Source organism: Parabacteroides sp. Y3-G-102 (genome assembly GCF_023656845.1).
In the GTDB taxonomy this organism is placed as follows: Bacteria; Bacteroidota; Bacteroidia; order Bacteroidales; family Tannerellaceae; genus Parabacteroides; species Parabacteroides distasonis.
On the sequence record NZ_JAMOKU010000010.1, the window covers coordinates 81,366 to 107,840 of the forward strand.

The following is a 26,475-nucleotide window of genomic DNA, read 5'->3' on the forward strand; positions in this document are numbered from 1 at the left end:
TGTAAATGTTTTTTTATTAAGGACTTACCTCGATCGCACGGTTTCAGCGGACTGGCGAGAAAGGTGATTCATAAATTAAGAACGAATAAGGATCGGGGATGAGTGGTGTCAGTCCCGATTCTTTTTTTGTGATCAAGTATTTGTCATAGGCAATTCCAATGTTTAAGGTTATACATCTATTATTTTGTTATTTGCTTCTCGCCGATATCAGAATATCTTTTCCGTCTTTCATGAAAGTGAATTGTTTCTCCGAGTTAATAATATCCAACACCTCTTGTATACCTTGATCCAAAGAGAAGGTTCCCGTGTAGCGGATGTTCCGCAGACTGTCATGCGCCAAGCGGATATTTACCCCATAGTAATTCTCCAGACGTTTTACGATAGAGACTAAGGTCTCATCCTTGAAACGATATTTCCCTCCTACCCAAGCGTTCGAGATCGAGGCATCTGTCTCTGACAAGAAAATAGAGCCGGTCCGGTTATCCGACCGGGCTTGTTGATTCGGCTTTAGCTTCATGCTACTCATTTTCCGTCCTTGAGCGTCAAAAGATTCCAACAGGATACTACCACTTAATAAGGTGGTGACGCTAAAGCGATCATCGTTGAAAGCCTGTATATTGAATGAGGTTCCGAGTACCGTGATTTGTTGGTTCTTTAGTTTTACGATGAAAGGTTTCGAATGATTCTTCGCAACCTCGAAATAGGCCTCACCCTCCAGATGAACCACACGCTCATCTCCATTAAAAGAGGTGGGGTATTTAAAACGGGTGGAAGCATTGAGTATGATCTTGCTGCCGTCGGATAGCAATAGCGTGTTCGCACGTCCGCCTTTTTCCACTACGATCTCGTTATATTCCGTATCGCCGGCATATAAACGATTGCTTATCCATTGATTCATACCCACACCTACTCCCATAGCGATTACGATAATCGCCGCATATCTCAAGAATGAAAGCCAGAACTGTTTGCCAAGGACCTTGGATTTCATAGATACGCCAGAGATCGCATCCAGCTTTCCAGCCATTCGCTCCCAACTACGCTCCACGGAATAATGGTTCAAGAACGCCACTTCTTTCCGAGTGTCAAAAAGCCCCTTAAGCTCAAAGAAGTGGGCTTTATTAGCGTCACTCTCATGAATCCAAGCATCCAACACCCGAAGTTCATCCTCTTGAATCTCGTTCTGCAAATAGCGTATGATCAGTTCTTCTATCGAATTATTAAATTCCATTTTCTGTTTCATTTATAATATATACGACCGGTTCCCTCTTTTTACTTACGTATTCTACCGTATTTTCATCTAAAAAATAAAACCAGTGCCAGAAGTGCCAACACATTCCGTATGATCTTCAATCCTTTATAGAGTTGCGCCTCTACCGTACGTTGAGAGATATTTAGCATTCCTGCGATCTCCACTGATTTCTTCCCGTCCACATAAGCCAACGTAAAAACCTCTCGGCATCTGTCCGGTAACTTGGCTATTTCCCGGTAAACGGAGTCCAGACGCTCTTTCTCCAGCTCCGCCGCATCCGACTGATTATAATAACCTATCTCCTCTATCTTTAGTCTACGAGCAACCTCATCCGCATAAGTCATTTCTATTGATTTATGCTTTAGGTAATCGAGGCAAGCATTTTGAACGGAACGGAATAGGTATGTCTTCAAGCCTTCTTCCACGGAATAAATCTCTTTCTTTTGCCAGATCTTGATGAATATATCATGCACTAAATCTTCCGCCGTATCGCTATCCACATATTTCGAGGCATAAAAGATCAGTCTGGGGGCATTCTCCAGATATAATAATTTAAATTTATCTAACTCATGGTTCTTAATAATATAGTCTTTCATGCTCAATGTGGACATTTCTTGTATTATATTAGACAATTCAAGGCTTCTCCTTTATCTATATACGATCATAGAAACAGATCTACTTACGCCCACACGAAAAAAATAACACAAAAACAAAAAGCCCTATCCGAACTTAATCAGATAGGGCTTTCAGATTATTCTATCGCTAGATATTATCTCAACGGGATATATTGTACAAACGCCTCGATCGCCTCATAAGAAGCCAAACCTAATTGACGATACAACTCCGCAGTAGCACGGTTGCGATCTTCGGCACGCTGCCAGAACAAACGCTCGTCGTCACCTAGATACGGAGCGCTCTCGGCCTGCGATTGATGCTTCAAGATAGCGTTACGTTTGAAGCGCAACTCCTCCGGACTGATAGGTACGGCCATCTCGATATGGTCCATTTCCCATTCTGCCCATGCGCCGCGATACATCCATACACGGCAGTTCTTCATCCATTCCTCGTCTTTCACCTCGTCGATAGCGGCCAGTACGGCATCCAGACAAACCTTGTGAGTTCCGTGCGGGTCAGCCAAGTCACCGGCGACAAACATTTGATCCGGCTTGATCTCGAGCAACAGCGCCTTTACGATATCCTTGTCGGCCTCACTCAAATCATTCTTTTTCACTAATCCGGTCTCGTAGAACGGAAGATCCAAGAAATGAACATGATCGTCCTTCACGCCCGAGTAGCGGCAACCGTGACGGGCTTCCTCACGACGGATCGTTCCTTTCATAAAGAGGACATCCTTTCTCTCCGGCTCGCCGTTCTCCACCTTCTCGTAACGCAGGTAGTTGATGATCTCGTTCGCTTTATCCTTCACGGCCGAGTCGGGAGAGTATTTCTCACATACATCACGCAAATACTCGCAATAACGGATTACCTCCTCGTCGCCTACGGCAATATTACCGGAAGTCTCGTAAGCCACATGCACATCATGATGTTGGTCGCACAAACGGCGCAAGGTACCGCCCATGGAGATCACGTCATCATCCGGGTGCGGACTGAATACGATCACTTTCTTCGGATACGGGTTAGCACGCTCCGGACGATTGGAATCGTCGGCGTTCGGCTTGCCACCCGGCCATCCGGTAATCGTATGCTGGATATCATTGAATATCTTGATATTTACATTATACGCCGAACCATACAGGGCTAACAACTCACCCAATCCGTGCTCGCTATAATCCTTGTTTGTCAATTTCAAGATCGGTTTGTCCGTCAACTGACACAACCAAACGATCGCACGGCGGATCAACTTATTATCCCACTCGCAGCTAGTCACCAACCAAGGATGGCTGATACGAGTCAAGTCGTAAGCGGCTGAAAGATCGATCACGACCTTGGCGTTCGGATGATTCTGCAAATAGCTGGAAGGAACGGCATCGCTAACCTTGCCCTCAACGGTCTTAGCGACAATGCTAGCCTTATCCTCGCCCCAAGCCATCAAGATCACGCTGCGGGCGTTCATCATCGTAGAGATACCCATCGTGATGATACCTGCCGGGACATTCTCCTGCGAAGGGAACGTACGGGCAGCCTCCTTGCGGGAAACGCCTTCCAACAAGACCATACGGGTATGCGAGCTGATCGTCGTTCCACCCACGTTGAACATGATATTGCTGGAGTTACCGATACCTAGCAACATGCAATCGATACCTCCCACGGATTGGATCGTCTCCTCATACTGGCGACAGAAATCTAGGATAGCGTCTTTCGGCATGCTTCCGTCCGGGCAATAGATATTCGCAGGATCGATATCGACCTGATCGAATAACTCCTCTTTTAGGCGAGCCAGATTTCCGGCGCTGGGATTAGCCAATGGATAGAACTCATATTCCACGAAAGCAATCACGTTGCGGAAACTTAATTTCTCCTCTTTATGCATACGGATCAACTCCTTGTAAACGCTTAGCGGAGAACGTCCGCCGGGTAAAGCGATCACGAAGGGCTTACCAATATCTTGTTTTTTACGGATTTGTGTTGCTATCTCTTTAGCGATAGCGAAAGAACCTTCCTCGGCCGATTCATAAATGTTTGTCGGAATCTTTTCCAAACGGGTTAAAACTGAATGCTCGAAAGCATTTTCCGGGCGATAATACCGCAACGGTATACGCGTCAGAGTAATTTGAGAACTAAGGTTCGTTTTCATGTTTAATTATTGATTTAGTATTACAATCTTACTTGAATCACAAATATATGAAATAAGTACTGATTTCGCCATACGTTGATAGAACAAATTTATTAGCCGAAAGGTTTGATCTATATCGCCTAAAAATAAAAAAGGACCGTCCCGGCCAGCCAAGACAGCCCCTCTCTTTATTATTAACGTGTTTAGACCAATGTATTTGTCTCCGGAACTAAGTTTCCCATGCTCCATACCGCACGCACGTTCAACTTACGATCCAAGATCACGATATCCGCATCCTTCCCTCTTTGCAAGGTTCCGGTGCGATCGCTTACCCCCATCAGGCGGGCCGGAGTCTCGGAAGCCATACGGACTGCATCGGCCAAAGGAATGTCAGCCTTCTGCACCATCGTACGTACCAGTACGTCCATCGTGGCGATACTTCCCACCAATGAAGAATGATCCGCCAACTTGCATACGCCATCCTCAATGATAATGCGGGGATCGGATAACGGCTTACCCTCGTTGGCTGCGCATGAGAGAGCGTCCGTAACCAAGCAAGTACGTTCCACTCCTTTCAACTTATAGACCAATCGGAGGATCGTAGAGGGTAAATGACGCCCGTCAGCAATCACCTCTACCGTCATATCGTCCATCAAGAAAACACTTTCCACCGTTCCCTCGTACTTATATTCACGACGCTTATGGAAACCAGGCATGGCGTTATAGAAATGAGCCGCATGCGTGAAACCGGCATTGTAAGCGGTCTTAATATCATCAAACTCCGCTTCCGTATGCGAGATAGCGGATAGGATTCCCCTCGACTTCAAGTATTGGGCGAACTCAAGCGCACCCGGTATCTCCGGGCTGGAATCCCAACGCTTGATGCAATCCGTGCGTTCCAATATCTCTTTATACTCTTTCGGGTCGGCGGAATTCTCCTTATCGATAAACAGGCTCGCCGCCATCTTCGGATTCAGATACGGTCCCTCGATATGCAATCCCAAGATAGGGCCGTCTTTTTTCCTCATCATCTCCTCGCATACGGCCACCGCCTTATCGATCACCCCGATTTCCGGAGCCAGCACGGTAGGGAATATCGTCGTGGCCCCATGCTTCTGATGGGCAGCTACCGCACCGTGGAAAGCCTCTTCCGTACATTCGGAGAAGTCGAAGCCCCCACCGCCATGGATATTCATCGCCACGAAACCGGGGACGATAGACATTCCTTTCGCGTCCACCACCTTGGCGCCAATCACCGCTAAATCGCTATTTGTAACCTCTAAGATCTTCCCGTCGCTAATCAATACGGAACCATCCTTCATCCATCCTTGCGGCGTAAGGATATGGCCATTTATAATCTGTGTCAACATAATCGTTCTTGTTTAGAATAGTTTATTCGTACCTTCAACCAACTTACCCATCGCCCAAACCGCACGGACATTCAAGTCACGGTCCAACAAGACGATATCGGCGTCTTTGCCCCGCTGCAAGGTTCCCTTGCGATCGGATACGCCCATGATACGGGCGGGAGTCTCCGAGGCCATACGCACGGCATCCTCCAAGGGAATCTCGGCCTTTTGCACCATCGTACGGATCAAGCGGTCCATCGTGGCGACACTACCCGCCAAGGCCGAGCGGTCGGCCAACTTACACACGCCATCCTCGATGATGACACGGGGATCGAAAGCGACTTGGCTATCACTGGCGGCGCAAGCCAAGGCATCCGTGATCAGACAAGTGCGTTCCACACCTTTTATCTTATAGACCAGACGAAGGATCGTAGGCGGCACATGGATACCATCCGCAACGACCTCGACGGTCATATCATCGAGCAGATAGATGCTTTCCACCGTTCCCTCATACTTATACTCGCGGCGTTTATGGAAGCCCGGCATGGCGTTATAGAAATGGGTGGCGTGGGTATAACCTACCTCATAAGCGGTCAAGATATCCTCAAACTCGGCTTGGGTATGCCCTACCGAGGCGAGTACGCCTTTCGAGGTGATATATTTACCGAACTGCATCGCTCCCGGAAGTTCCGGAGCGGCGTCCCAGCGCTTGATGCAATGCGTTTCCTCCAACAGAGGGATATATTCCTCGGGATCGGGATTCTTGATATTCTCAGGGATTTGTCCACCAGCCATTTTCATATTGAAATAATGTCCTTCTAAGTGAAGCCCCAGAACCGGGCTATCTTTCTCGGCCATCAGTTTCTCGGTGGTCTCGGCGGCGGCACGGATCATCGGGATGGTAGAAGAGGATAAGGTGGGGAAGATACTGGTCGTACCGTGTTTCATGTGCGTGGCTACCGCCGCACGGAAAGCTTCCTCGGTACCTTCCATAAAATCACGGCCTCCACCTCCGTGCACGTGAATTTCCACACCCCCGGGGACGATATACATACCTTTGGCGTCTATCAAGGTTGCCCCTACTACCGCTAAGTCGCAGTTTGTTACTTCTAAAATCTTACTGTCGCTTATCAGTACCGAGCCGTCTTTCAGCCAGCCCTGCGGGGTAAGAATCTTTCCATTAATGATCTGAGTTAACATGATATGAGTTTTAAGCTTTCGCGTTTTTTTGGATAGCAAAGTTAAGGACTTTCTTTTTAAAACGAGTAAGCTATTAAAGGTTATTTTCAAGGAATAATCAAAATGACACTTTGTAATCCGAACCTCCGGAGAACCGAATATTCCGGGCCTAAGTACTGCTCGCCTCCAAATCCGAAAGAAAATTTCAGCAAACAACTAATAGCCAACTCTATACCCAAAAAGAGCCTTTTATTCTAGCGAAATCAATTCATCCTAATTCATATCAAAGGGAAAGATTGGTATCATTTATAGGGTTACAATAGGGTTCTAGCAGGGTAAGAATGCCTATTCACGAGTAGTCATAACCCTATTCTTGAGTAGTCACGATGCCCAACGGCGGCATACGCATCGGCCGATGGCAGTACTGGCGTAGCCCAACGCAGCCTATCACGCATGAGAAAAGGGATATTCTCCCCTTTAAAAGCCAGCTCTCGTACTCTCCCTTCCGCTATTTTGCGTCATCAATAACAAGCGCTTGTCACGAAAACAGGAGTATTTGGATCAAAAAGATCAGATAAGCAGCCTTTCACTGACTAGCAGCCTTTTCATGAATCCTGCGTATTCAGCTCTTCCAACTCCATTGTCCGTTCGGTCCATAAATCCATCGCATCGGAAAGTTCTTTTTTTAGGGCAGAATATTCACCGTAGAGAGAAGCGTCGGAGGCACCTTCCGGCGTAGCCAGCTTCGCCTCGATAACGGCAATGCCATTCTCAAGCTCCGAGATACGGGCCTCGGCCTCGGCAACTGCTTTCTCCGCTTTCTTAATCGCTTTACTCAGTTCCTTCCTTGCCTCATAGGAGAGCTTGTTTTGAGATACCTGAGCCTCACCGGTACCGGATGTGGAAGTGCTCGTCCCGGTAGAACGTTCCAATTCACGCAAGCTATCCATTTTCTTATGCTCCAAGAAATTATAGATGCCGCCTAAGTGCTCGACGACTTTCTGGTTACCGAACTCATAGACCTTATCGACTAGGCCATCCAAGAACTCACGGTCGTGGGAAACCAGAATCACCGTGCCGTCGAACTCCCTCAAGGCGTCTTTCAGCACGTCTTTCGAACGCATATCCAAGTGGTTTGTCGGCTCATCGAGAATCAGCAGGTTGACCGGCTCCAATAACAAGCGGATCATCGCCAAACGGGTACGCTCGCCACCCGACAGGACTTTCACCTTCTTATCGGAAGCCTCGCCACCAAACATGAAAGCGCCTAGGATATCCCGTATCTTCAAACGGATATCTCCTTGCGCTACGTAATCGATCGTATCGAAAACGGTAAGATTCTCGTTCAATAGTTGCGCTTGGTTCTGGGCGAAGTAACCGATCTTCACGTTATGACCCAACTGGAGCTTTCCGGTGAAATCGGTAATCTCTCCCATGATACATTTCACCAAGGTAGATTTACCCTCACCGTTCTTTCCGACGAAAGCGACTTTATCACCCCGGTTGATCGTCAAGGTCACATGGTCGAAGATCAGATGATCGCCATAACGCTTCGCCACCTCCTCACAAATCACCGGATAGGAGCCGGAACGGGGAGCAGGCGGGAATTTCAGCCGCAGCATGGCTGTATCCACATCGTCTACCTCGATACGTTCCACTTTCTCCAATTGCTTGATGCGGGATTGTACTTGTACGGACTTCGTGGCTTTATAACGAAAACGCTCGATAAACGCCTCGGTATCGGCCAATTTCTTTTGTTGGTTCTCATAAGCGCGCTGTTGCTGCTCACGGCGTTCTTGGCGAAGTACGACGTACTCCGAATATTTCACTTTATAATCGTAGACCTTGCCTAATTCGATCTCCAAGGTGCGGAAAGTCGTATTATCAATAAAGGCACGGTCGTGCGATACTAAGATCACGGCGTTGGCACGGGTAGCGATAAAGTTCTCCAGCCATTGGATGGATTCTATATCCAGATGATTCGTCGGCTCGTCCAGCAACAACACGTCCGGTTGCCGGAGTAAAAGCTTTGCCAGCTCGATACGCATACGCCAGCCTCCACTGAACTCAGACGTCGGGCGGTCGAAATCGCTACGGCTAAAGCCTAATCCGACCAATGTACGCTCCAACTCCGCATGGTAGTTGTTTCCTCCCATCATCTGGAAATGCTCGGATAGGTACGTGACACGATCGATCAGCTTTTGATAGCTCTCGGAGTCATAATCCGTACGCTCCGCCAATTGGGTATTCAAGCGGTTGATCTCCTCCTCCATCTCATGGATATGCTCGAAAGCGCATTCCGCCTCCTCCCGCACCGTACGGGTATCAACTAATTGCATGTGCTGGGGCAAATACCCGATAGTAACATCTTTCGGTACGCTAACAGTTCCGGAAGTGGGTGATTGCAAACCGGCGAATATCTTCAACATCGTCGATTTACCCGCACCGTTCTTACCTACCAAGGCTATACGATCCTTCTTGTTTACTACAAATGAAATGTCATCAAAAAGCGTAAAACCGCCAAACTCAACTGTTAGTCCTTCAACCGAAATCATACTGTCTCTTTAATTTATGACCGCAAAGATACAACAGTTCAAGGTTTACTCACAAACTTTTCAATTAATATCAGCACATCCTTATGCAACGGAAGGGCGGGATCGGTATAGGTAGCCATTTGCCTCTGCTGGTCCATCGTATCGCAGGTCTTCATCAGATGGTTCATATTTCCAATCAAATGATAATCCGCCGAAGGCTGGGCTTGCTTCAATAGTTCGGCATCTTTTACGGATACTTGCATATCCTTATCCCCTTGTAAAATCAACACCGGCACTTTTAATTTTTTGATGATTTCTTGCGGATTATACGTATACCATGAGATCATATAAGGCTGTACCGACGAACGGAACAAGGATTGTAAGCCGATCGGCACGTCCGGTACGAGCTTCCCTTCCTTCAAGGACGCATTTATCGACTTTACCATGTCCCGGATCACTTCCGGCTGACCCGCCATTTGCTCCTCCACGATCTCATAGGCTGGACGCCCCGCACCTGCCACCGAAATGTATCCTTTCACTTTCGGGTTATCCACCGAAGCCGCCATACCGACTAACGCTCCCTCGCTATGCCCCAACACATAGATTCCGGAAATACGTTTATCCCGGCTCAAATAATCGATCCAGCCTCGTGCGTCCTTGATCCCGTCCTCGAAACGCATGGAATACTCATCCTTTCCCGCTGAGGCGCTGGAGGCGATACCCCGTTTATCATACCGCAAGGAAGCGATACCTTTTCCCGCTAGCCCTTCCGCCAAGTATTTAAGGGAGTTATTCTTACCCGGCAAGGCGGCGGAGTTCCCATCCATATCCGTAGGGCCGGAACCGGGTATAATCAATACCACAGGATAACCGGACTCCTGATTGGGAGTTACCATCTTCCCTTTTAATGCCCCGGTAGACGTATTTAGCACCACCGAACGCTCGTTCAACCGTACAGGCAACTGCGGCAAACAAGACAAGGATACGAGAAGAAAGCAGGCAAAAACTATCAGTTTCTTTTTCATAACGGAATCAATTTATATACTTAAGCACATGAGACATACAATCTCAATATTCGCCAAATGTAACTAAAAAAGGGGAGAACCTCTCGGCCTTCCCCCCCTTTTTATCTAACATCTCATAGGAAACTAATACCCCGGATTCTGTTTCAAGTTTGGATTCTTATCCATGCTTGTTTGAGGAATCGGCAAGTAACGGTTACGAGAAGAGAACTGACGAGTCTCAATAACAGCCGTACCCGTGATTTCCGCACGTTTAGTAGGCTCAGACTCCCCATAATTAATCGTTCCTGTAACACGTAACAAATCACCATTCAGGACTTTCTCGGCAAGCATCTTTCCATCTTCCTGCCAACGGACGATGTCCGCACGACGCAAGCCTTCGCCGGCCAACTCTACCGTACGCTCACGACGGATCAATTCACGAAGTTTCTCCTTCGTCCCATATTTAGCCTTATCCACTTCCCGCATTCCTACACGCTGACGGATCTGATTCAAATAACCATAGATCTCATCAGAAGGACCGCTCAACTCATTCGCAGCCTCCGCATACGTCAATAGAACCTCCGCATAACGGAATACGATCGGACAAGCTCCCGAGCTCCAAACATCTCCATATTGATCCATCGGATCCAAGTATTTCGCCCAAGTCAAAGCACTCTTGGAAGCATTATCTGTATAAGTCGGGAAGTTCTTGTTGACAGTACCATCTTGAAGTTTCTCGTCCAAAGTATTCAAGACATCACCTCTCCAGTCACGTCCCGGATATAAAATGGTCATGGCCATACGAGGGTCACGATTCGCGAACGGATGCTTTGCGTCATAAGTCTTCGACTCTTCTTTCGTCAATCCATCAGACATTTCATACATATCCACCAAATTCTGGGTCGGGACGATAGAAGACCAGCCTTGGTCTACATTATTGTACATTTGCCCGATGGTTCCCAATCCGTCCAACGTCTCAATATTCTGATCCGCTAGGATTATCTCTTTAGAATCCACTCCCGATGCCTTAAAAAGATTCGTATAATCCGGATCCAACTCATACTGCTTCAAATCAATGATTGCCTTAGCTGCGTCTTTTGCCTTTTGCCAATCACCATAATACAAAGCCTCACGCATCTTGATAGCTAAAACAGCACCTTTAGCGATATAGCCACGAGCCTCCGGAGCCTCCGCGATCCCAGCTAAGGCCTCGTCTAAATCCTTAGCTATATAATCGCGTACCTCTTGTTCCGTATTGCGTTCCACTTTAGCCTCGTCCGCACTTGAATAAGAACTAATAATAGGCACACCACCATACCACCAATTCATCAAGAAATACTTATAAGCACGGATCGCTTTAGCTTGAGCCACATAATTAGCTTTTACAGCGTCACTAGAAAACGTCACCTTGTCTACATTCTCCAAGAATGTATTCGCCTTACGAATCGACTTGTAATCATAAAGGATCTGCCCAGGATTAGAACTAGACAATGACCCATCCCCCCACGGGCGGAATCCTTCCCAAGGGAAATTATTATAGCCTATATCTGAGCCACAATCCAGATAAAGCAACGTATTTCCATCTAGCAAATCCTTATAACAGCCTACTATGAAGCCCTTCGCATCCGCCTCTGTCTGCCATGTGGTAGAGGGAGCCAACTGATCCTTAGGCACCGTATCCAGAAAATCCGAACACGAAGTAGATAACGCAGCCATACCAGCCGCCAACATATATATTGATAATCGTTTCATAAAATCTTCTATTTAAATGGTCTTAACTAATTAGAATGTCACATTTACGCCAAAAGAATTTGTCATCACTAATGGGTAGCTAGACAAACGGGAACTAACAGTCTCCGGGTCTACGTTCAATGGCATAGAATCTATCGTAAACAAATTCTCCGCAGAATAATAAACACGTACATTCGACAAACCGATAGCGTTCAGCACACTCTTTGGAAGCGTATATCCCAATTGCAATGTCTTCAGACGCAGGTAACTGGTATTAATTACCCAGAAATCAGACATCACGTTAGAAGCCTCACTCGGAGATTTTCTAGACTCCGCTACACGCGGCATACTTGCATTGGTATTTTCCGGTGTCCAGCTATCCAGCCATGCAGTAGAAGGATGTCCGGCACTACCCGAGAACTCACCAAACGCTTCTTTCGTAAACGCACGGCCTACATTAGCCGCACCGGTGAAGTTCAAAGTCAAGTCAAATGCTTTATAGCCTACATTCAAGTTCAAACCAAATGTAACAACTGGATTGATAGTCTTAGACAATACACGGTCATCCGCATCCAGCTTTCCATCTCCATTCGTATCTACATAACGTAAATCACCGGCTTGGAAATCCTGTCCGAACGGGTAGCCGTCTTTTCCTTTATAGGTATCCATCCATTGCTGTGCCTCCGCGTCAGATTGGAAAAAGCCATCAGCCTTATATACATAGTAAGAATCGATTGGCTTTCCAACAAAACGCCACAAATCACCGTCATCAGGATTTGTCATACGGTCTACACCTCCTAAATCCTCGATCTTGTTCTTATTATAGGCCATATTTCCCATCACATTCAATGACCAGTCATTCCACTTATTGTTATAACCTAGCTGTACCTCGACACCTCGGTTACGCATAGAACCCACGTTGTCGAAATAAGGATCCAAGCCAAACTCTGTCGGGACCGGTACCTCCATGATGATATCCGTAGTCTTGCGATCATAGTAATCAAACGTGAAAGTCACATGATTAATAACCGCATCCAAGCCAATACCCCAAGTCGTAGATTTCTCCCATGACAAATCCTCGATACGATAGGCTTTCTGATAATATCCCGTCGTCAAGTTGCCTCCTATAGGATAATTACCATCCAAATTATAAGTCTGCATCCAAGGATAATATTGGTTCTCCCAAGGGTTCGATTTATTCAAGGCGTCTTGATTACCTAACATACCCCAAGAAGCACGAATCTTCAAACTGCTCAACCAATCATGCGTACTTTCCATAAACTCCTCCTCGCTGATACGCCAAGCACCGGAGAAAGAAGGGAAATATCCCCAACGATGTCCCGGAGCAAAACGAGAGGAAGCATCCGCACGGAAGTTTGCCTCTAATAAATATTTTCCCGCAAAATCATAATTAATACGCCCAAAATAGGAAAGCATGGCAAGCTCTCGGCTCAAACCATCATTTGTTTGTGTAGAAGCCCCACCGGCATCCATATCATTCAGGCTATTACTCGGGAAATTATTCCTCTGCATCTGATTCTTGCTAACCTCATACTTCTCCGCATGATAACCTACCATCACTTTCAAGCCATGCTGACCAAAGTTCTTGCTGTAATTCAGCAAAGCATCGAAATTATAACGTTTCCAATTCACGAAACGTTCAACCAAGGAAGTGGTACGAGACGCAGATGCCGGATCATCCGGTATGCTCAGGACTCGCTCCGTATGACGTTGGTCCTCGTTCACGTAGGCACCCGTCACAGTAGCCTTCAGCCCATCAATAATATCATAATCAACAGAAAGTGCCCCCGTAAAATTCTGGTTACAATTATCCACCGTCTGCCCGGAATCCAACCATGCGATAGGGTTACCATCGTTAGTTTGTCCGTATTTGCCATCCTTATCCTTGACAGGGATCATCGGGCTAATAATATTCAATTGACGGATAATCTGGTCGGAAGAACCACCATAATAGCTAGCATTCGGATCCGAGAAGTCATTCTTGATAAAAGACATGTTCATCCGAACAGCCAGTTTCTTCGTCAACTGCATATCCAGATTCGTACGTCCGTTAAACTGTTTACGATCTGAGTTAGGAAGGATACCCGTCTGCCCTAAATATCCGGCCGAAGCCATATACTTCACGTTCTCCGCACCTCCTGTAATACTAACATTGTGCTTATGCAACAAACCTGTCCGATAAGCCTCATCATTCCAGTCCGTATTAGGATGTCCGTAAGGATCAGAGCCATCCTCAAACATCCGGATGTCCTCGTCACTATAACGTCCCGGCTCGAAACGATTCCACAAACGTGCGTAATCGGCTGAGCTGACACGATCAATCATGGAAGTAGCTTTCGAGGCACCCACATATCCGTTATAAGAAATACGAGGAGCACCCGTCTTACCACGTTTTGTCGTGATCAAGATAACACCATTAGAAGCCTTCGAACCGTAAATAGCGGCGGAAGAAGCGTCTTTCAATACAGAAATACTCTCAATATCATTCGGATCGATATCATTCATGGAGCCACTCTCGATACCATCGATCAAGATATATGGGCTGGCAGAGTTCAAAGTACCGACACCACGGATACGGATCGTACTACCATCCTGTCCCGGACGGCCTTGACCCGAGGTAACGGTTACACCCGGCATCATACCTTGAAGACCGGAAGACACGTTGGAGATAGGACGGCTTGTCAACTCCTTGCTATCCAATTGGGCTACCGCTCCCGACAGGTTCGCCTTCTGTTGCGTACCATAACCGACAACGATCACCTCATCTAATTTCTGGGTATCTTCCTGCAAGGACACATTGATGGAAGGCTCTCCATTATATTTGAATTCTTGAGTTAGATAACCGATAAAGGATACTTGGATCACATCCCCTTTCTTCACATCCAACACGAAATTACCATTCATGTCGGTTACAGTACCATTCGTAGTACCTTTTACAACTATTGACGCTCCAGCCACAGGGCCAAAACTGTCACTAACCGTTCCCTTCAAACTACCTTCTTGCTGGGAAATACCTACCCTCGGAGTTATCGCCGCACGATCAGAAGCATGAACCACACCCCCGGAACAAAACGCTGCAGACAATAGAACAAAACTGACAGGTCTTACAATTTTCAACATAAGAATCGTTTTTTGTTTATTAAATAGCTGTTACTATTATAAGACTTAAGGCATACTATTTTAGATCTCGTTTCTTATAATATTCACTCTTCTAAATCATTAAATGTATAATTATAAATCCTCGGTTAACTACCATGAAAGCGCTTCTTCATCGTTCTGGCGGAACTTATAATCATTAGACGCAGCAAATATAGCACTATTTTTAATTATAAAACAAAAAAGACTAATTTTTCGCATACGAATCTAAAACAACACCACCTAGTTATTAAAATATTTAACAAACAATCTTTCCAACCATAATCTTTTTTAGTATGGAGCTATGGACATCAAAGAGGTATATGGTTTGAAATTCAAACATGAAGTTAGTGTATATTAGTAATAAACGGAGTTCCGCCAGAACTACGTACTTAATAGAAGCTTGATTAATATTAAGGCACTTATTCCATTTATTCCTTTATAACCACTATTTATCATGAAAAAGTTGTTATCTTCGTCCCTTGTAATAACTAATTATTAAATTATGAAAAAGAAAAGCTTAACTTTATTACTAGCGACTACGGTGGCAAGTAGTATCCTATTTTCGTCCTGTATAGGATCTTTTGGTTTAACAAACAAACTTTTAACGTGGAATAGAAGCATCGACAGTAAGTTTGTTAATGAGCTAGTGTTCATTGCTTTCTGGATTGTCCCGGTTTACGAGATTTCCGCTTTGGCTGATGTCCTTGTGATCAACTCTATCGAATTTTGGAGCGGAAGTAATCCTGTAGCAGATGTAGGTAACGTTAAAACAATCGATGGTAAAGACGGCGTTTATACCGTAGAAACAAAAGTTGACGGATACCATATCCAAAAGGAAGGCGACGAGAAAGCGGTTGACTTAGTTTTCAACGAGGCTGACCAAAGCTGGAATGTAGAGGCTGACGGTGAAAGCACAAAATTGTTAAAATTCAATGGCAATGACGAAGTTGTCATGTACCTACCGGACGGAAAAGAAATGAATGTCGAGTTAAGCCAATCTGGGGTTTTAGCATTCCAGCAAGTAGCTAACGGATATTCTTACTATGCAGCTAAATAATTGAAAATTGAGAATTGAGAATTGAAAATTACGTAGAGTCACTTCTAATTTTCAATTCTCAATTCTCAATTTTCAATTCCCCAGTGCTAATCTAAATAAAATACGATGAATATGAACTCTATCAAAAAAATGATGCTTTCCGGAGCATTAGGTTGCCTTATTTCCGGAATGGCTTATGCGGACGGTTCTTCACCCCAACCCGTAAAACCTTATTGGCAAGACATTCAAGTCGTAGCCGTAAACAAGGAAAAACCCAGAAGCTCCTTCATGAGTTATGCGGACCGGGAAACCGCCCTCACCTCTCGATTTGAGAAAAGCCCGTACTATTCCCTATTAAACGGTACTTGGAAATTTTTCTTTGTCGACTCTTACAAAGATCTTCCTCAAAATATCACAGATCCTTCCGTTAATACCTCTTCATGGGATGATATAACCGTTCCCGGAAACTGGGAAGTACAAGGACATGGCGTAGCCATTTATACGAATCATGGTTACGAGTTTAAACCCAGAAATCCCCAACCTCCGTTATTGCCGGAAGCGAATCCGGTTGGCGTATACCGCAGGGACATCGAGATACCCGCAAATTGGGATAACCGGGATATTTATTTACACATCGGCGGAGCTAAATCCGGCCTTTACGTATATTTAAACGGGAAAGAAGTGGGTTATAGCGAGGATTCCAAAAATCCCGCCGAGTTCCTGATCAATAAATACCTGCAACCCGGAAAGAATGTGCTTACATTAAAGATATTCCGTTGGAGCACCGGTTCTTATTTGGAATGTCAGGATTTCTGGAGAATGAGCGGTATCGAACGTGACGTATTCCTTTGGTCTCAACCCAAGGCCAGTATTCAAGATTTCCATGTCGTCTCAACCTTGGACGATACGTATACGAATGGAATCTTCAAACTGGCGGTAGACTTAAAGAATCATACCCAAGAAACGAAAAATTTAAATGTCGGATATGAGCTTTTGGACGCAAAAGGTAATCTTGTGACCTCCGAGGCTAATGATATATGGGTAAGTCCTGCAAGTCCTCAAACAGCATCTTTCGAGTATGATTTAAAGAACGTAGCCCCTTGGAGTGCCGAGCATCCGAATCTATACAAATTATTGATGACGATAAAAGAAGAGGGTAAGGTAATCGAGGTAGTTCCATTCAACGTTGGTTTCCGCCGGTTCGAGATGAAGCAAATTGACCAAGTAGCGGAAGACGGAAAACCTTATACGGTCTTATTGTTCAATGGGCAACCGGTTAAGTTCAAGGGTGTCAATATCCATGAGCATAACCCGGAAACCGGACATTACGTAACCGAGGAACTCATGCGTAAGGATTTCGAGCTGATGAAGCAAAACAATATCAACGCTGTCCGCCTATGCCACTATCCGCAAGACCGTAAATTCTATGAACTCTGCGACGAATACGGATTGTATGTTTACGATGAGGCGAATATCGAGTCTCACGGTATGTATTACAGCCTGAAAAAAGGCGGCACTTTGGGTAATAATCCGGAATGGCTGATCCCGCATATGGACCGTACGATGAATATGTACGAACGAAACAAGAATTATCCGAGCGTTACTTTCTGGTCACTCGGAAACGAGGCTGGAAACGGATACAACTTCTATCAAACTTATTTATATCTGAAAGACAAGGAAATAAATAGCATGAATCGTCCGGTGAACTACGAACGTGCCCTTTGGGAATGGAATACGGATATGTACGTACCTCAATACCCGAGCGCTGAATGGCTAGAGGAAATCGGGCGTAAGGGTAGTGATCGTCCGGTAGCTCCTTCGGAGTATTCACATGCGATGGGAAACTCTTCCGGTAACTTATGGGATCAATGGAAAGCTATCTATAAATACCCGAACCTGCAAGGCGGATTCATCTGGGACTGGGTGGACCAAGGTATCTTGGAAAAAGATAAGAATGGACGTGAATATTATACCTATGGTGGTGACTATGGAGTAAACGCCCCTAGTGACGGAAACTTCCTTTGCAACGGTATAGTAAACCCGGATCGTACCCCGCATCCCGCTATGGCAGAGGTTAAATACGCCCATCAAAATATCGGGTTTGAGGCGATCGATTTAGCGAACGGTTTATTCCGCGTCACGAACCGTTTTTATTTCACAAACCTAAAGAAATATATGGTCCACTATAGCGTAACAGCCAATAATAAAGTTGTACGCTCCGGTAAAGTCTCTTTGGACATAGAACCGCAAGCTTCTAAGGAATTTACGGTTCCCGTAGGCAACTTAAAGCCACAAGCAGGTACGGAATATTTCGTAAACTTCAACGTAACGACCGTAGAAAAAGAGCCGTTAATCCCTATCGGACACGAAATCGCTTGCGATCAATTCCGCTTACCGATCGAAAGCACCAAGAAGGCGTTTAAGACCAGCGGCCCTAAATTAACGGTTTCAACCAATGGAGATAACTTATCGGCATCCTCCTCAAAGGTAAACTTCGTGTTTAACAGGAAGACAGGAATCGTTACTTCTTATAAAGTGGATGGTACGGAATATTTCAGCGAGGGTTTTGGTATCCAACCGAACTTCTGGCGTGCGCCGACCGATAACGATTACGGAAATGGTATGCCAAAACGCTTACAAGTATGGAAGGAAAGCAGCAAGAACTTCAACGTGACAGACGCTACCGTCACTATGGATGGCAATAACGCCGTGGTTAACGTGAACTATTTATTGCCGGCAGGAAATCTATACATTGTTAATTATACGATCTATCCAAGCGGAGCTGTAAATGTGGCCGCCCGTTTCACATCCACGGATATGGATGCCGCCCAAACCGAGGTATCGGAATCTACTCGCACGGCAACTTTCACTCCGGGACGTGACGCCGCCCGTAAAGAGGCTTCCAAATTGAATGTTCCCCGTATCGGTGTTCGCTTCCGCTTACCGGCAAGCATGAATCAAGTGGAATATTTCGGACGAGGACCTGCAGAGAACTACTTGGATAGAAACGCCGGTAGTATGGTCGGCTTATATAAATCTACAGCCGAGGAATTATATTTCCCATATGTACGCCCGCAGGAAAACGGTCATCATACCGACACTCGTTGGGTATCACTTAGTACCGGCAAGAAAGGCTTGTTGATCCAAGCGGATAATACGATTGGATTTAACGCTTTGCGTAATTCCATAGAGGATTTCGATGACGAGGAAGCGACTGGCCTATCCCGTCAATGGAGTAATTTCACACCAGAGCAAGTAGCGAATCATGATGAAGCCGCAGCAAAGAACGTATTACGTCGCCAGCATCATATCAACGATATCACGCCTTGCGACTTCGTTGAGGTTTGCGTCGACTTGAAACAACAAGGTGTAGCAGGTTATGATAGCTGGGGTTCACGTCCGGAACCAGCTTATACATTACCCGCAAACCGGGAATACAACTGGGGCTTTACCCTTATTCCGCTTAAATAAAAAAAAGTCATAACTTATCCATAAAAAAGGGAGTGTATTAGGCTTAATCCAATACACTCCCTTTGTTTATACTACTGCAACGGCTTTGCAGTAACGTATCCTTATTTAATCACTTCCTTCAAGGTATTCTGTAAGTCTTCTCCAGTGATATTCTTGGCGATGATCACCCCATTCGGATCCAATAACGCATTTGCCGGAATACCCCGTACCCCATAAAGAGCAGGGATCTCAGAATCCCAATATTTCAAGTCGGAAACGTGAGTCCAAGTCAGATGATCGTCTGCGATCGCTTTCTGCCATTTAGCCTTATCCTTGTCCAAGGATATACCTACGATCGTAAAGTTCTTATCCTTATATTGCTGGAAGGCATTTACCACGTTAGGGTTTTCCTTGCGACACGGGGGACACCAAGAGGCCCAAAAATCCAATAACACATATTTTCCCCTAAAGTCCGACAATGACACAGAAACTCCTGCAGTATCCGGCAAGGAAAACTCCGGAGCGACTTGTCCGATCTGTACGTGTTCTAATTGCTTGATAATACCGTCCAAGTCCTTCACATAAGGACTATTCGCCAATGCCGGGGAAATCTTCGCACGAGTCGCCTTCAAATCATCCAAAGATAATTGGTAGGTAAAATAACGATATAGATAGAACGCCGCCGCCGGAGAATCCGGACATTTCGAGATCAAACTGTCAATATCATACCCTTCCTCAAATACCTTCTCCGCATTTTCTTGAAAGATATCATTCACCGGCGAGTTCCGTACGGTGATGGTCTCCCCGTCATTCCCGATCTTGACATTCATATCCGTATTCTCCAAGAAGAGCTGAACCGGATAGTTCATATTCTCGGTTGCCAAACCAAAAAGTAAAGGCTGATCTACCTCACCCTTAAAGGTGAATTTCCCGTCTTTTACCTCTGCCGTATCCACGTCAAAGAACATTTTATTACGGAATGACTTCAAATAAATTTTACCGTCGGGCATATTCTCTACCTCGCCATTGATAACATATCCTTTTGGAACTTCTTGGCAACCAACCACCAAAAGGCCGGCAAGCGCCATCATACAAAATTGCTTCATTTCTCTATTCTATTTATTGATTACTTAAACTCTGGGTGATGATAACGTCCCTTTTTCAACGAGATCGTCCCATATTCTATCGCACGCACCGGACAACGATGAATACAGGCAACGCACTGAACGCAAGTATCAGCCCATTCCGGTTTTCCGTCACCCGACAGGGAAATCGTACCGGTCGGACAAACCTTCGCACAGATACCGCAAGAGATACAGGTATCCGTAGCATAAAATCGGTTGCTGCCTATCGCAAAGTGAGTAAATAACGGATAGACCATATAGCTCTTCAAAAGAGGGACACTTCCCGCACAATACAAAGAGGGATTTTTCTTCTGCCGGATCGCCTCTACGATCTCGTCTACACGTTCCGGTGCTTTTTCCAGTTTTTCAGTCTCTACCTTCTTACTATCCACGTCGAAGCCGGGCATTAAGATATAATTATTCGGCATTTGTATAGAGAATCCTCCAGTTAGTGTAATTCCCCGTCTCGCCAAGGTATTCCTCATGATCCGATCCGTATATCCACAATCATCACCACAAGTACAGACGAAATAAACCTCTTGCCCTTTATAGCCAGATAGGATCAATCGGGAAATAAAACGGGACACCAATACAGCCGGCCCCCAAGAATGGACAGGAAACACAAAAAACACTTTCTCCCTCTCCCTCAATGGATAAACATTCTCATCCTTACCCTCATTCAACGCATCGGCAATGGAAACCAACGGCTCATCGAAAGCCGTTCCTAACGCTTCCGCAACCCAACGGGAGTTTCCTGTCCCTGTAAAGTAGAATATCATGCGCTCATTTTTTAGATGCAAAAATACATAATATCCAAATACATACGCTATCTTTGTCTAGTTTAAGAAACCTAAAAAACAAATCTTATGACAACGATGGAATTAAATTTACGGAAAGAATATCTCTATGACTTGATAAAAGGCATGGATGAGGAAAGATTATCGAAAGTGGAGACCTATATAAAACGTCTATGCCTTGCCAAGCAAAAGGAGGGCCTTTATCCTTGGGCACCAGACGAGGCTGAATTAACTTGTAAGATAGCTGAATCTGAAGTAGATTTCAACAATGGGGATTATTGTACGCAAAAAGCGCTGAAGAAAAAACTACAAAAAAAGTTGGCTTCATGGTAAAAGAAATCCAATGGTCTAAACATGCAGAAGAATCATTTACTGAAATCTTACTTTATTACCATGACGAGGGTAATAATTCTTATGCTTTTTTATTGTTGCAACGGATCCACTCATGCAACGGAACTATTAATAACTAATCCTTATTTAGGATTTATTGAACCATCACTACTCCAACTTAATAAAGAATATCGTTCCTTGATCGAGGGATATTATAAAATCATCTATAGTGTTGAATATGATTGTATCCGTATCTATCAAATATTCGATACTAGGCAATCACCGGATAAACTGATGGATTTATTCAGATAAAATAACAAGGGATAGAAATGTAAGCGTCTTACAATTTATCCCTTGTTACTTTTCTGAATTATAGCGCAAATCAAATCTCAATATCCCAAATACCCGCCGAACGTTCTAATTCGACCAAGGCTGAGCTGTAATTAAACAGCGTCTCGATATACTGAGCTTGTACTTCATCGTAAGTACGCTGGGCGTCTAAGACTTCCAATAAAGAGACTTCTCCCCTATTATAGCTGTAAATCTTGCCATCCATCACCTCACGGGCTTGCCTTAAAAGCCCATCCTCATAATGATTAACTTGCTCGGCGAAAGATTGATAATTACGATATGCCTGCATCACCTCCGTCTGTACTTGCAAAAGAGCCTGCTTATATTGCGCTTCCGCTTGTTGCTCCCGATAACGAGCGGCACGAACCGTTCCCTTATTGAAATTAGAGAATTTCAAAGGAACAGCGATACCTGCCGTCACTCCGGTAAAAGGAGGTGCCGGGGCTTCCTCATTATAAACCCGGGCGTTACGGCTTACTGCGATAGACAAATCCACATCCATATTCCGCTCCCGGCGAGCTACTTTCAAGGCTCTAGCGGCCACTTCCTTGTTTTTTAAGGCGGCTACCAAATCCGTACGCCCCTCGCTTGCCGCCGTGATTAAGTCGGCAAGGATAAAATCCCGAGGCTCCGTACGTAACTCAGCCTCTGGGTGAAATAAAGTATCCGTACTGAAAGTCCCCGTCAAGAAGTTTAAGTTCGAGAAAGCATTCTTTAATTCCGCTCCGGCTTGCAGCAACTCGTTTCGTAAGACCCCGGCCTCTACCCGGCTCTGCGTAGCATCCACCTCACGGATTTGCCCCAATGAGAAACGGATACTGTCGCTCTCCGCCAATGTCCGGATATTCTCATAGGCATTCTCCTTTACCTTATACAACTCATGTTGCTTCAAGGCTTCCATATAAGCAATCGTAGCGTCTGCCCGGAGATTCCGGAAATAATCGGCCAACAAAGCCTCGGTCAACTCACTCTCGCTACGTGCCAATGAGATATTCGCACCCCGTTTTCCAAAAGAGAAAGTTTTGCTCAGTTCTACTTCAACACCTTCTCCCATTTGCAAGGAATTATTCTCATTATTGAAATAAGACACGGAAAGGTTCGGATCGTTAAACACCTTTGCCGCCGTTACCTCAGCCTTAGCGGCCGGCACATTCAATTTCTCCGACGCATACTCAAGGTTGCCTTCCGCAACCCGCTCCATATATTGCCGATACGTAAGCGGAACCATGGTCTGGGCATTCACGGATAAGCATCCGCAGAGTAACGACAGGATTATATATTTCTTCATATCTTCTAATCTAAACATAGTATATCTTTTTAATTCCACCTCCGGATTAAGCGTGCAGCTCTTTTTCCTCCGATACCGGCGTCAAATCCTTCCCCTCATAATGTTTCTCGATCATATAGTATAAAGCGGGAAGTACATAAAGCGTAATAACCGTAGCAAATAAAAGCCCGTAAACGATTACCGTAGCCAAGGGACGCTGCACGTCCGAACCGATACCTGTACTAACAGAGGCAGGAAGCAATCCCAAGACCGCAACCGTAGCCGTCATCAAGATCGGACGGAAACGGTGCTTGGTTCCCGTTATCACCGCATCTTTCAAATCCCGCTCCCTCGTACGTAAGTTATTGATATGGGAAATCATGATCACGCCATTTTGGATAGCGACACCGACCAAGGCGATAAAACCAACCGCCGAGGAGACATTCAATGTCATTCCCCGCACATTCAACGCCAACATACCACCAAACAAAGCCAAGGGAACGACACTCATCATCAAAGCCGCCTGCCGGAATTTACCGCAAGCCGCAAACAACAAAAGCAGCATCAGCCCCAACGCCAAAGGAACCACAGCCCCCAAACGGGCATACGCACGATGCTGGTTCTCGAACTGTCCGGCCCATTTCAAATGCACGGAATCATGATCGTATTTCACCTCTTTATCGATCAACGCATTCGCCTTATTCAAGAACGCCGTCAAGTCCACGCCACGTAAATTAACCCGTACCGTCAAGTGCCGCTTATTCATCTCACGGGTAATCGTACTGGCACCAGTTGTCATCTTAATCTCCGCTACTTGCGAAAGAGGAATCTTTGTTCCGGAACCGGTAGTCAGCAATAGATTTCCGATACGTTCGGGAGAATTGCGGCTAGCGTCATCGAAACGACAAATCACGTCATAACTTTTACTTCCGACAAATATCTGGGAAATAGAAGCTCCACCGATCGCTAACTCAATCAAATCAGCCACATCCGACACGTTCAAGCCATACTGGGCGATACGGGCACGATCCGCAATAATCTGCAATTGCGGCAACGGAGGCTCTTGATCTACCGCTACGTCGGCAGCACCCGGTATTTCCTTCAACACATTAGCGACTTGATCCGCAATATGGCGACTTTCCGTAATATCATCGCTATAAATCTTCAGCGCCAAATCACTATGAGCCCCAGCGATCTGATCCATCACCATATCGATGATCGGCTGGGAGAAACCGACCGAGTAGCCGGGCATGGTCTCCAACTTAGCCGCCATTTCCTCGATCAGATCCGCTTTCGTCTTACCGAATTTCCATGTACTATAGGGTTTCAATCCCACGCCACACTCCACATGAGAGAGTGAGAACGCTTCCGCCCCCTCATCATCGCGACCGACTTGAGTCATTACATATGAGACTTCCTTAAACTCTTTCAAAGTCTTCCGAAGCTCCGCCCCCATCTCCTTCGATTTCTCAATGGAAATACCCGGAGGAAGCTGTACCTGTATCCAGATCGCCCCCTCATCCAACGGAGGCAAGAAGTCTTTTCCTACGGTATAACTTAAAATCCCCGCTCCCAGCAATATCGCCAGTAACGGTACAATAACCCGTCTTGGCTTCTCCATCAATCGGACAATTTGTGAATGATAAGCCGTGGAAAGTTTCTCCAACCAACGATTATGGTAAATCTTTCCCGGCTTACGATACGCATAAAAGGCCAATCCCGGAATCAAGAACAAGGCCACACACAAAGCGCCCAGCAAAGCATACCCTACGGTATAAGCCATCGGCGTAAACAATTTCTTCTCAATATGCTCAAAAGCGAACAAAGGAAGATAGGCTGTTATAATAATTAATGTAGAGAAAAAGATCGGGCGAGCCACCTCAGTCGTACGGCGCAAGATCGAATCTTCCGTCAATACCTCATCCGGATGCCGTTCCCTTTTCTTCAAGACCGTCTCCATCATCACGATCGCTCCGTCTACCAAAATACCGAAGTCTATAGCGCCTAAGGATAGTAGGTTCGCAGGAATATTCGTAACATGCATCAAGATAAAGGCAATCAATAGAGACAAGGGAATGGTTAAGGCCACCAACAAAGCGCCACGCCAACTCCCCAAGAATAAGATCAGTACTAAGACAACCAGTACCATACCCTCGAACAACGTATGCGATACAGTATGCAAGGTCGTATTAACCAAATCCGTACGATCCATAAACGGATGGATACGGGTTCCCTCGGGAAGTGTCTCGTTATTTAGTTCGTCTACCGCCTTATGCACATCATCCAACACCCGGGACGGATTCTCCCCCCTGAGCATTTGCACGATACCTTCCACGCCATCGGAATAATCACGGGTATCGTCCGTAAAACCTAAAACGCCCTTTCGCTCCAAGTTTCCGTATTTCAGTTTACCGATATCATTCAAGTAGACCGGGACACCATTCACGGTCTTGATCACGATATGCCCCAAGTCTTCCAAGTCCTTAACCAGACCGATTCCACGGATCACATAACTCAAATCCCCCCGGCTTAACATACTACCACCGGCGTTCACGTTATTCTTCTCTATCTTTTCCGTAATATCCCCTAAGGTAATGTCGTATTGCTCCATCTTATAAGGGTTCACCTCGATCTGATATTGGGTAGTGATACCGCCGTAATTACTTACATCCGCTACACCCGTAACCTGTTTCAGTCTCGGAATAATTACCCATTTATGCAAATCGGTCAACTCCCTCAAGTCCAAACGGTCACTTTCCACCACATAACGAAAGATCTCTCCCGTCGGCGAAGTCAAAGGATTTAAGCCGGGAACCGCATTATAAGGAAGCTCCACGTCTACCAACCGCTCTTGTACACGTTGCCGGGCCCAATAATCCTCAATACCATCATCAAAAACCAATACGACCGTAGATAAACCAAACGTATTCTTGCTACGCATTACGTTTAGTCCCGGCAGACCATTCATAGCCCGCTCGATCGGAATACTGATTTGTTGCTCGATCTCCTCGGCGGCCAATCCGGGAACCTGCGTCACGACTTGCACGGTGGTATCGGCGATATCCGGATAAGCATCTATCGCCAACCGCGTCCAAGAATAATAACCAACGATCGCTAAGAACAGAAATAACACGAACATCAGTCCTCGCCGATGTATCGCCAAGTAAATAATCCTTTTCAT

The 26,475-nt window shown here is 45.7% G+C and carries 16 protein-coding genes; 3 read left to right on the forward strand and 13 right to left on the reverse strand.

Translation table 11 applies throughout. The features are described from left to right. Positions 1-187 precede the first annotated feature (187 nt). From NBH16_RS06845 to NBH16_RS06885, 9 genes are all read right to left on the reverse strand, one after another. The gene (locus NBH16_RS06845) at positions 188-1,228 is read right to left on the reverse strand and encodes a FecR family protein (protein WP_217772549.1); all 1,041 of its coding nucleotides are present in this window, start codon (positions 1,226-1,228) and stop codon (positions 188-190) included. Between the two features lie 65 nt (positions 1,229-1,293). After that, positions 1,294-1,860, reverse strand: coding sequence for an RNA polymerase sigma-70 factor (locus NBH16_RS06850; RefSeq protein WP_008778039.1), 567 nt, complete (start codon positions 1,858-1,860; stop codon positions 1,294-1,296). A gap of 158 nt (positions 1,861-2,018) precedes the next feature. Further along, positions 2,019-4,004, reverse strand: a complete 1,986-nt coding sequence (locus tag NBH16_RS06855; protein WP_250788273.1) for a glucosamine-6-phosphate deaminase — start codon at positions 4,002-4,004, stop codon at positions 2,019-2,021. Between the two features lie 182 nt (positions 4,005-4,186). Continuing rightward, positions 4,187-5,353, reverse strand: coding sequence for an N-acetylglucosamine-6-phosphate deacetylase (gene nagA, locus NBH16_RS06860; protein ID WP_057319954.1), 1,167 nt, complete (start codon positions 5,351-5,353; stop codon positions 4,187-4,189). A gap of 12 nt (positions 5,354-5,365) precedes the next feature. Next, positions 5,366-6,532 (reverse strand): N-acetylglucosamine-6-phosphate deacetylase, encoded by a 1,167-nt coding sequence (nagA, locus tag NBH16_RS06865; protein WP_008778038.1) that lies wholly within the window; start codon positions 6,530-6,532, stop codon positions 5,366-5,368. Positions 6,533-7,116: 584 nt separating this feature from the next. Then, a complete protein-coding gene (locus NBH16_RS06870) occupies positions 7,117-9,066 on the reverse strand; it encodes an ABC-F family ATP-binding cassette domain-containing protein (RefSeq protein ID WP_250788274.1) in 1,950 nt (649 codons plus the stop codon). A 38-nt stretch (positions 9,067-9,104) separates the two neighbouring features. Next, complete coding sequence (locus tag NBH16_RS06875; RefSeq protein WP_005865889.1) at positions 9,105-10,070, reverse strand: alpha/beta hydrolase; 966 nt, start codon at positions 10,068-10,070, stop codon at positions 9,105-9,107. A 123-nt stretch (positions 10,071-10,193) separates the two neighbouring features. Beyond that, positions 10,194-11,801: a RagB/SusD family nutrient uptake outer membrane protein gene (locus NBH16_RS06880; RefSeq protein WP_250788275.1), complete on the reverse strand. Its 1,608-nt coding sequence runs from the start codon at positions 11,799-11,801 to the stop codon at positions 10,194-10,196. Between the two features lie 30 nt (positions 11,802-11,831). Continuing rightward, entirely contained in the window at positions 11,832-14,921 is a 3,090-nt protein-coding gene (locus tag NBH16_RS06885) for a SusC/RagA family TonB-linked outer membrane protein (RefSeq protein WP_121961634.1), read from the reverse strand. A 520-nt stretch (positions 14,922-15,441) separates the two neighbouring features. Between NBH16_RS06885 and NBH16_RS06890 the strand changes: the two genes are divergently transcribed. After that, positions 15,442-15,996: a DUF3332 domain-containing protein gene (locus tag NBH16_RS06890; RefSeq protein WP_008780794.1), complete on the forward strand. Its 555-nt coding sequence runs from the start codon at positions 15,442-15,444 to the stop codon at positions 15,994-15,996. 111 nt (positions 15,997-16,107) lie between these two features. Further along, positions 16,108-19,446, forward strand: a complete 3,339-nt coding sequence (locus NBH16_RS06895) for a glycoside hydrolase family 2 TIM barrel-domain containing protein (RefSeq protein WP_416338880.1) — start codon at positions 16,108-16,110, stop codon at positions 19,444-19,446. A 101-nt stretch (positions 19,447-19,547) separates the two neighbouring features. Here NBH16_RS06895 and NBH16_RS06900 read toward each other — a convergent pair whose 3' ends face one another. Next, complete coding sequence (locus tag NBH16_RS06900) at positions 19,548-20,531, reverse strand: TlpA disulfide reductase family protein (RefSeq protein WP_057326369.1); 984 nt, start codon at positions 20,529-20,531, stop codon at positions 19,548-19,550. Between the two features lie 20 nt (positions 20,532-20,551). Further along, positions 20,552-21,328: an EFR1 family ferrodoxin gene (locus tag NBH16_RS06905; protein ID WP_121961632.1), complete on the reverse strand. Its 777-nt coding sequence runs from the start codon at positions 21,326-21,328 to the stop codon at positions 20,552-20,554. Positions 21,329-21,415: 87 nt separating this feature from the next. On the opposite strand from NBH16_RS06905, the gene NBH16_RS06910 reads away from it, so the two are divergent. Next, positions 21,416-21,679 (forward strand): hypothetical protein, encoded by a 264-nt coding sequence (locus NBH16_RS06910; RefSeq protein WP_122368708.1) that lies wholly within the window; start codon positions 21,416-21,418, stop codon positions 21,677-21,679. 379 nt (positions 21,680-22,058) lie between these two features. On the opposite strand, the gene NBH16_RS06915 is transcribed toward NBH16_RS06910, so the two are convergent. Beyond that, positions 22,059-23,333 (reverse strand): TolC family protein, encoded by a 1,275-nt coding sequence (locus NBH16_RS06915; protein WP_048928020.1) that lies wholly within the window; start codon positions 23,331-23,333, stop codon positions 22,059-22,061. Positions 23,334-23,361: 28 nt separating this feature from the next. Then, positions 23,362-26,475 carry an efflux RND transporter permease subunit gene (locus NBH16_RS06920; protein ID WP_008774099.1) on the reverse strand — a complete coding sequence of 1,038 codons (3,114 nt, stop codon included), beginning with the start codon at positions 26,473-26,475 and terminating at the stop codon, positions 23,362-23,364.